This is a genomic window from Prevotella sp. 885 (assembly GCF_002265625.1).
GTDB lineage: Bacteria > Bacteroidota > Bacteroidia > Bacteroidales > Bacteroidaceae > Prevotella.
The window spans coordinates 1-9,011 of the sequence record NZ_NOVE01000077.1 but is presented as its reverse complement, the minus strand read 5'-3'; the positions used below and the strand labels follow the sequence as shown (position 1 = coordinate 9,011).

Sequence of the window (9,011 nt, the reverse complement as noted above, 5' to 3'; positions counted from 1 at the left end):
CAAGCTAAAAACATTCAGGGCTGAATTCAGAGGAGTGAATGATCTGAAGTTCTATCTTTATAGGGTAAAACAGTTATTTGCATAAGGAAATGCAGATTGTTAAAAACACAACAATATTATTTGAGCCTTTTATTCTCAATTATCCAAGTATCAAATTTGTCAAAAGAAGAAATAAAGCACAATGATACAAAAAAGGCGTACAACCGATATCCATAAGATTTCAGTTGTACGCCTTATTATTTATTCTTATTCAGAATGTCTATCCTTAGAAGTCAAGCTTACTTGACCTCCTCGAAATGCAAACCGTTATTAAACAAGCAATCTGCGTGAGCGTGCTGCAAATGTGCTGCCAATATGGAAATAAGCAACGATAAGCAAACACGCACTCAACTGCTGCAAAGGTAGTGCAAATGAGCGGAATATCAAAACAAATACGAAGACAACTAAAGATACAACGACCAATACCAAAAATTTAGAAAACTAAAATCCGACATCCTTCCACTACAACAACTTATAGACACACTCCACAAATATCACCGCTGCTACGACCAGGAAGGATATATAGAGAAGAAACTGTAGCTCAATCATTTGTTTAAACAATGCAAAAAGGCGTACAACCGACTTCTATAAGATTTCAGTTGTACGCCTTATTATTGTTTATTCTGATAAAATCCCGATGGCTCTTGTAGCGAGCGTTTCAGTAAGACCGTCATACGAGTCGGTCTGGACGAAGTGTGGGAGTTGCGACTCCAGGATTACGTATCCGTCATCGATAATTACATACGGAGCCTGCTGCATATTGTTGTCATAAAGCCACGACGCTATTTCCGCGCCCTTGCTATGCAGCACCGTCGGGTCTGTAACGTCAATGTCAGCTGATAGCAGCACGCTGTCACTGATGCCAGACGGCGTGACGTCAATCACCTCGCCCGGCATCCTACGGGCATGCCACAAGCGCTGCATGGCCTCTAAGCCAAGGCATTTCCATGACGACTCTATCACTATAGCAGCATGAGTGGCATCGATGATTCGCCTGAGTTGCGCCACCGCCACGGGATCAAAGAAAGCCCCATGCCTGTCCTCCCAAACCTTCCCTTCATACATCAGCTGCCGCTGATGACGCAGAGTGTTCATAACCCCATCAAGGTCAAGAAATATAATCTTGTCAGTAACTGCCATTGGTAAGAAAATATTAAGAAACTTAAATCTTATAGAACGTCAATTCATTTAAACAAAAAAAGGCGTACAACCGATATCCATGAGATTTCAGTTGTACGCCTTTTATTATTTATTAGGATTCTGATTTACAGATTGGTCAAACTTACTTAACCTCCTCGAAAATAAACCATACTGATAATCAGTAATTTAGCTTTTATTGGTACAAATATGAATGCTAAATCATGAGATTGAAACAAGCAAAAACAAGTCAAATATAGATGCTCATAGCTCCACATAATTCGTTTTCAGTAAAAATGGATAACTATCGGTAAAAATAGATGTAGCTTGTAGTGACACTAACTGGGCAACGGCAATAGCTTTTTATTTATAATTTGGCAATGCACTCTCTAAATGTTAAAAATCGCCCAAATGCAAAGATTTCCAAGATATAGTTCTTTAATCTCAACAACTTTCTTTATTTTTGTAGTCAATATTTGACAATTGTTGGACGACAATAATTTCCGTATGAAAAAGATGGTCATTTTCCTTATGTTGCTCTGCATACAGATTTCTGCTTCTGTATGTCACGCACAGGTGAACGATTGGAAGAATTATCTTTCAAAGGCATGGGTCAGAAACATTGTTGTAGATGGCGACAAACTTTATCTGGGAACGGATGGCGGTCTGGCTATTTACGACAAAAACACTGGTCGATGCCAATTCCTTGATAGAACAAATGGATTGGCAGACAACAATATCGTTGGACTGGCTCACCACAATGGCAAGTGGTGGATAGGTGGCCAATACACAGGCATGAGCATTTATGATGAAAACTCATTTCAGAATTGGCAGTTCCCTTTTGCACTTCAAAGCTGTTTCGCCTTTGATGATGCATTAGATAAGGTGTATATTGGAGCAATACACGATATCTATATCTTGAAAGATAATTACTATACGGTTTACACTCCCGACCCCAAAGCAGACATACATTACTATCCTGCTATCCAATCTCTTGTTCTTGATAAAAACGGTACACTGTGGTTTGGTGGCTTTACGTTTGGTTTCCTTTCCTCCAATGGAAATACCACGCTTCTAAACTGTGGCGCAAGTGAAGTTAACAATATAATAATCGACGATAAAGACAACAAATGGTTGGCAACTAACAGAGGGTTAATCAAGTATGACGGCACATCTTTCACTTCGTACAACACTTCAGGCGGACAACTGTCAAGTAACAATGTTAACGGATTAGCTTTCGACACGAATCGTAATTTATGGATGGGAAATTGGAACGTACTTGTCAAATATGACGGAAAACAATTCTCCTCTTACCCGCTTCCTTCAAACTACAGCAACGACTGGATATGCGACATTGCACCCGATGGTAACGATGTATGGGTAGCAACACGATTTCATGGATTGCTCAGATTCTATGACGGCACGTTTGAACAGACAGAACTGGAGAAGAATATATTGACGCAGAACCGGATGCACGAGGTTTCCACAGTCGACGAGAAAGGCAACGTGTGCTTTGCATCCAATGATTATCTTGCCCAATACACAGAGAAAGGGGAATGGAAACACCTGTTTCCTAATGCAAAGGACTATTACCCTGCTATTAACGCAGCTGCATACGATAAGCGAGGACGTTTGTGGGTTGCACCCAATAATAGCGATACCATACTGGCTGTTATAGAAAATGCCGATACAACTGTTTTCAAACGAGATAACACGCCATTTCAAACAGGGCAGTTAAAACAACTGGAATTCGATAGCAAAAACCATTTATGGGTTGGAGCATCAAATGGCTTATATAAATACGACGGCGTACAATGGTCTCAATACAACTCTTCAAATTCGCCAATGCCAGGCGACATGATAACATCCCTCGCTTTTGATAAGAGCGACAGGCTATGGGTTGGAATCGCGGACCTTGGAGTGTGCTCTTTTGATGGGCATAATTGGGTGTGTCATGATACGATAAATTCCCCTATTCCATATAATTATGTTGACTGTATCGCTGTTGATTCGCATAACAGAGTATGGATGAATAGTAGATATAGTAGGAATGGAACGCCTGTAATGGGTAAAGATTATGGTGGTGGATTGGTTTGCTACGATGGCACGAATTGGAAAATCTATAACCAATATAACTCCAACATAGGCGGCAACAGCATCGTGGATATTGCAATAGACAAGCATGATGCCCTATGGATGGCAGTATCTGATATAGGTCTTGTACGCTTCGATGGGGAAAACCAATGGGATGCTTACACAATCTACAACAGTGGGCTGGCTAATCCGTGGCCAATTCAGGTGCAGATAGATGTCAAGCGAGATATGATTTGGCTCAGCTATGAAGCATCGGGAGGCATATCTTCCGCCAAGATGAATCAAGGCACAGGTGTAGAAGGAATATTTGTAACGCCAAATGGTGCAAAAGCTATTTACACTATTGAGGGACGCAAAGTAAAAGCTATGACACCAGGGCAGATTTATATCATGCGAGACGAGAACGGGAAAACAACAAAAGTTCTTGCTCGGTAGTATCAATAGCCAAAAAGAATCATTGGGAACTAGCAGAATTGGTTCTGTTAAAGATGGATGACAATACATTTGATGCTAAAATATAAATTCAAAGTGCTTGGAATGATGAATAAAATAACTTCTATAACTCGAAAGAAAATATTCAATCTTCTTTCAAACGGCTATGTAGAGTCAGCTATATTGGGAGAAGATGTACGTATTACATTCAATTTTTATGGTACGTTATCGTGCGTTGAGTTTCTAACACGTTTGTATAATCTTAAAGATATGCCCTCAAAAGATAGCAGATTGAATAACGCAGAGGAAGATATTTACCGTCACACGATATTGAATCCAAACGACTATCCAGAAGATTGGTTATTTACAGATGACCGATTCCCTTTATGCAATGGAACCGACGAACAATTGTTAGACTTTTTATGCGAAATTTTTAATCCAGAAGTAAGAGACGAACAAAGTTATTGGAAAACCTTCTTTGAAAAAATTCAAGAACTAATAAAGGTTGATGGATATGAGTTTTACATTGAACATATTATTTCCAATTGTATAGTGTATGGTTGGAGATTGAAAGATGATAAATTTAGAATTATACAACCAAGTGAATTGAACTTACTTATTGCTTTGTTCAATCGTGGAGGATATGTCCTTGATTTAAGCACACCGGCCTTTGACGAATTAACACTGAAAGAAATAGGTCTAAAATTAACTGAATTCTATGGGAAATCTAAAGGAAAGTCATTGATGGCATATACTAAAGAAGGCAAAGAGAATGATGTCATTAAACTACTTGTAGCATTATTTGATTATTATTCGTCCAATTCTTATTATGAAGAAGAAAGAAAAGGTGATAATTATCAAAAATGTTTAAGCATTGTTAATCGAATACGCTCAGGAATTGCTTATATAAGCAATTCTGCCCAAGAGTTAGAACAACGTTTTTCAAGCGAGTATATGACTTCTCAAATATCTATAATGATGCACATGACTTCTGAAAACCCGACAGAGGCTATTGGTAAGGCTAAAGAACTTATCGAAAGTTGCTGTAAAACAATATTGGAAGAACGTAACGAGCCAATACCGAAAAATGAAAAAATAGGTGCTTTAACAAGGAGAACAATGAGTTTGTTGAAAGTAACACCAAATGATATAGATGATGCTATACCAGCAGCAAAAGCGATGAAACAAATTTTGGGCAATTTAAGTGCTATTGCGGATGGCATGGCAACGCTAAGAAACTCATATGGTAGTGGGCATGGGCGTGTAGCTTCATACAAAGGTTTAGAAGAACGTCATGCCAAATTAGCTGTTGGAAGTTCCATTATTTTGGTAGAGTTTTTGTGGTGTACGCATGAAAGGACCAAAAAAGATAACTAAGATGAGTAAAATAGACAATATATACAAGCTTCTATCTGAAGGTGAGCGTGTAACGCTCGAATGCAAGAAAGCAATGAAAGGTGTACCAAGTTCACTATGGGACACCTATTCCGCTTTTGCCAATACATACGGTGGAACCATTCTATTAGGAGTGGTGGAACATATGAATGAACATGACAATGCCAAACGGTTTGAAATCGTTGGCGTTGAGGATGCAGACAAAATCCGTAAAGACTTGTGGAACACAGTCAATAGTCGTGAGAAGGTGAATATCAATCTTCTATGCGATGATGATATTCAGACGATAGACATTGATGGCAAAAACATTATTGCCATCAACGTGCCTCGTGCTGATTATACATTCCGCCCTGTCTATATCAATAACAATTTGTCAAGAGGTACATTCAAACGTAACCATGAAGGTGACTACCATTGTACGGAGCAAGAACTGAAGATGATGCTCCGTGATGCCAATGAAGCTGGTAATGATGGCTTGCTGTTGGAATACTACACAATGGATGACATAGACATCCCCACTTTGGAACGCTTCCGTCAGATGTTTCAGAACCTACATCCAGAGCATCAATGGAACTCGTCTGAACATAAGGAGTTTCTTTCGAACTTTGGAGGTTATAAAAAAGACCGAAGGACTGGAAAAGAAGGATTGACTATGGCAGGGCTCTTGATGTTTGGCAAGGGACTCCCAGTCCGTGAGCGTTTTGACAATTTGCGTATGGATTACATAGACAAGTCAAACTTGATTGGAGACCAACGCTATAGCGATCGACTGACATACGATGGTACTTGGGAAAACAACCTGTTCAATTTTATTCGTATTGTCATTCCAAAACTGACACGTGACTTGCCTCACCCATTCAGTATGAATGGTGTAGTGCGCAAAGATGATACGCTTCAAGCAAAGGCTGTGCGTGAAGCCATTACAAACATGGTTATTCATGCCGATTTCATGGTGAATGGCGTGCTAAAGGTGGAGAAATATGATGATTGTTTCGTACTGACCAATCCTGGACTTTTGAAGCTGCCTATAGAACAGATTTACAAAGGTGGAGAGTCAAAGGCACGTAATCAGCGTATGCAGAATATGTTTCGCATGATTGGCTATGGCGAAAACCTTGGTTCAGGTTTTCCTCTCATCCTAAATGCTTGGAATGAAAAGCATTGGATAAAGCCTGAATTATTGGAACAGCCCGAACTTATGCAAGTAAAATTGACACTGCATATCCGAAATGAGCCTGTAAATGAGCCTGTAAATGAGCCTGTAAATGAGCGACAGCGGGCCATTCTGTCTGCAATGAAGCAATTTCCATCTATAACAAGAGATGAATTGGCCAATAAACTTGATGTTTCACTTGCAACGCTAAAAAGAGAACTAACTTCGCTAAGAAAGAGAGGTTATATAGCTCGTAGCGGAAGTGATAAAAACGGGCAATGGTTAATTCTCAGAAATATTTGATACTTTACAGGCGGCTAATCCAAACCTTATGGTTAGCCGCCTAAATTTTATTGAGATTTGACTATTAGATACAAATCAATTACATCATTGACCTTCTTTTTGTAGAGGTGTTCAATGTTCCAAACACCAATATGTCTTGAAAAACGAATCGGAGTGAATCAGCGAATCCAGCTCATGATAGTTTTTCTTTCTCTTTTCATCCATGATAACCTTCTTGTAGAAAATGCGGTTAGTTCTGTCGAGATCCATGACCCGATTTTGATATAGAGATGAAAAGAAAATACTGGCAATAATGCCAAGAATGACAAGATACCATTGGAGCAATCTCCATTTGTCAGTCCTTTGTTTGAATCTGTTCCACCTGTAGAGCCACCACGATTTCAATGTAGGTGGAGGAGATGACTTGGGACTTGTTATGGTTTGCAGGGCATCGCCCCATATCTTCAAAATCGCATGTGCTTTTTCTACAGATTCATTCTCATCAATGATTTTCATGCCGATGTAACGGATTGTCCGTTGAATCTCAAGAGAATATTGTGGCGCCCATTCTGCTACTTGCTCAATGGTCATTAAGCCTTGCGCTTTTCGCTTTTGCAGATACACGTTGCGTTTGCACTCTCTTTCTTTTTCGTCTTTTTCCAAGTATTTTTCTATTTCTTCAACATACAGTTCAATGAAGATATTCCCCAGGCGTTTGAGGACCTTATCCGATAGAAGTTCTGCAGAATCAGACATAGCGTTAAAGTAACTATCCATTTCTTCGTGAACTGCATTTTTTATCTCGTCATACGGAATGGAGACTGTTGAGGTGCTTGTAACAGGCGTTATTGGTGCGACATCCTCTTTCGTTGCCAACTTCGCCAATAGAATTTCGATATTACCAAGTCTCTGTTCTGTTGTGGCATTATTGCTTTTGATGACAGACAAGTCATCAAGTATATCCTCTAACTGTTCGTTTGATTTAGCCATATTGTTGATGTTTATAAGTTTGATTAACGCCTGCCTCTTCCGAAGCTGCGACTTCTACTGCTATATTTTTTCTTGTATTTGTCATCATCTCCCCAACCAAGTTTAGAAGACGTGCCTCCACCACCTGCAGATATGGCAGGTTGATATGGAGGAAAGAGAATGGTTCCAAGGGAAGTGAGTCCTACTTGAATCGCTCCTTTGCCTATATTGGAAACGTCATCTGCTGCTTGGTACAATTCATCAAAGAAGTCTTGTTCCAAAGTCTGTTCGTTGCCACACATCTGCGGGGCATCATACATTCTTGCTTGGGCTTGCCTGGGGAAACGTAAATCGAAATCGGGAAATACTCTATCTATATCTCTTACATCATAGGCATTATGCGAATCGTACCATTCTTGCCGAGCATCGTCATACATATCTCTTGCCTGTTCATGAACGATAGCTATAGGGTTGCCAAGCTTCTTGCAAATACATGCAAGAGTGAGTGATGAATCCAATTGCTTGCCACTATAAGAGATGTCATGTTTCATCTTGCTGCTGATATTTTCCTTGGCAAGAGTGAAAGATATTCCTTCTATACCGTTTGTCTTAGTATTGTATCGGAAGCACAAACGGATTCCTGCTTTTGACAATTCATTCTCAAATTCTTTCCAACTTCGAGAGACTTGCAACGATTCGTTTACTCGATGCAACATCTGATAACGAATGGCATCCATTGAGCGAAGTCTTCGTTCTTTGATAGCTTCTTTTCCTCTTGCGATATATAAGCCATATTGCTCAGTCAATTCCTTACACGCTTTTATGTTCTTGTCTTTCTCATGTGAGTCTTTGGTGCATTTGCCTTTAAAGTTTACTCGATTTACCATGATATGAACATGTGGGTGTTCTTTGTCGAAATGACGGAATGCAACAAATTGATTGTCGTCATATCCCATGCGCTTCAAGTAATCGTTCACTATTTGCCCTAACAGATTGTCATTGATATGTAGCGTATCATGGGGTGAAAACGATAAGATAAAGTGTCCTACAGGTTTCTTGGTTCGAGCACTCAAACCTGCCTGCATCACGAAACTATCTGTTATGGTTTGGTTATTCGTGAGATTGATTCCGTCGCTTGAAGCAACCAGTATCGCATTTTTGCGTGGGTCGTTAATGTAGTTGATAAGCCCACCGAATGATGCTCCATGAAGTATTTTACCATACATATGCTGTCGTGTTTTATAGTTTAACTTTGATTTTCTAGTTCGTCTTCTTTCTCTTTGATTTTAAGACGAGCTTGATGGAGAATAGCATTGACTCCATCAAGGGCTTCGCTGGCTTTGTTTGCAATGGTCATAAGCCCTGCTTGGTGAGCAAACTTAAGGCTCACCTGAAAAAGTGTGTGGATTAAGCATACAATCTTGTTAGTCTGAAGAGAAAGAATTTCTTGTCAATGATACCCCGAAGTTGTGCTCTGAAATGCTTGACTTTTGCATTGAAAGATTCTGCA

The 9,011-nt window shown here is 39.7% G+C and carries 6 protein-coding genes and 1 pseudogene; 3 read left to right on the top strand and 4 right to left on the bottom strand.

Features of this window, described 5'->3' with window-relative positions; genetic code table 11:
- Positions 1 to 657: 657 nt before the first annotated feature.
- A complete protein-coding gene (locus tag CHL74_RS14305) occupies positions 658 to 1,179 on the bottom strand; it encodes an HAD domain-containing protein (RefSeq protein WP_094881863.1) in 522 nt (173 codons plus the stop codon).
- Positions 1,180 to 1,683: 504 nt separating this feature from the next.
- On the opposite strand from CHL74_RS14305, the gene CHL74_RS14300 reads away from it, so the two are divergent.
- From CHL74_RS14300 to CHL74_RS14290, 3 genes are read left to right on the top strand one after another with little or no spacing between them, the layout of a single operon-like run.
- Positions 1,684 to 3,705 carry a ligand-binding sensor domain-containing protein gene (locus CHL74_RS14300; RefSeq protein WP_141241352.1) on the top strand — a complete coding sequence of 674 codons (2,022 nt, stop codon included), beginning with the start codon at positions 1,684 to 1,686 and terminating at the stop codon, positions 3,703 to 3,705.
- A 57-nt stretch (positions 3,706 to 3,762) separates the two neighbouring features.
- A complete protein-coding gene (locus CHL74_RS14295) occupies positions 3,763 to 5,079 on the top strand; it encodes an abortive infection family protein (protein ID WP_176452275.1) in 1,317 nt (438 codons plus the stop codon).
- A gap of 1 nt (position 5,080) precedes the next feature.
- Positions 5,081 to 6,553 carry an RNA-binding domain-containing protein gene (locus tag CHL74_RS14290; RefSeq protein WP_094881864.1) on the top strand — a complete coding sequence of 491 codons (1,473 nt, stop codon included), beginning with the start codon at positions 5,081 to 5,083 and terminating at the stop codon, positions 6,551 to 6,553.
- A 111-nt stretch (positions 6,554 to 6,664) separates the two neighbouring features.
- On the opposite strand, the gene CHL74_RS14285 is transcribed toward CHL74_RS14290, so the two are convergent.
- The 3 genes and pseudogenes from CHL74_RS14285 to CHL74_RS16450 form a co-directional block, all read right to left on the bottom strand.
- Positions 6,665 to 7,522, bottom strand: coding sequence for a hypothetical protein (locus CHL74_RS14285; protein WP_254923337.1), 858 nt, complete (start codon positions 7,520 to 7,522; stop codon positions 6,665 to 6,667).
- Between the two features lie 23 nt (positions 7,523 to 7,545).
- A complete protein-coding gene (locus CHL74_RS14280) occupies positions 7,546 to 8,727 on the bottom strand; it encodes a relaxase/mobilization nuclease domain-containing protein (protein WP_094881861.1) in 1,182 nt (393 codons plus the stop codon).
- 181 nt (positions 8,728 to 8,908) lie between these two features.
- Positions 8,909 to 9,011, bottom strand: a pseudogene (locus CHL74_RS16450) (ISAon1 family transposase); the annotation flags it as partial.

What these genes read in the sequence shown, in the direction of transcription:
- CHL74_RS14305 (WP_094881863.1), bottom strand. Translation starts at nt 1,179, where the DNA reads ATGGCAGTTACTGACAAGATTATATTTCTTGACCTTGATGGGGTTATG.
- CHL74_RS14300 (WP_141241352.1), top strand. Translation starts at nt 1,684, where the DNA reads ATGAAAAAGATGGTCATTTTCCTTATGTTGCTCTGCATACAGATTTCT.
- CHL74_RS14295 (WP_176452275.1), top strand. Translation starts at nt 3,763, where the DNA reads ATGACAATACATTTGATGCTAAAATATAAATTCAAAGTGCTTGGAATG.
- CHL74_RS14290 (WP_094881864.1), top strand. Translation starts at nt 5,081, where the DNA reads ATGAGTAAAATAGACAATATATACAAGCTTCTATCTGAAGGTGAGCGT.
- CHL74_RS14285 (WP_254923337.1), bottom strand. Translation starts at nt 7,522, where the DNA reads ATGGCTAAATCAAACGAACAGTTAGAGGATATACTTGATGACTTGTCT.
- CHL74_RS14280 (WP_094881861.1), bottom strand. Translation starts at nt 8,727, where the DNA reads ATGTATGGTAAAATACTTCATGGAGCATCATTCGGTGGGCTTATCAAC.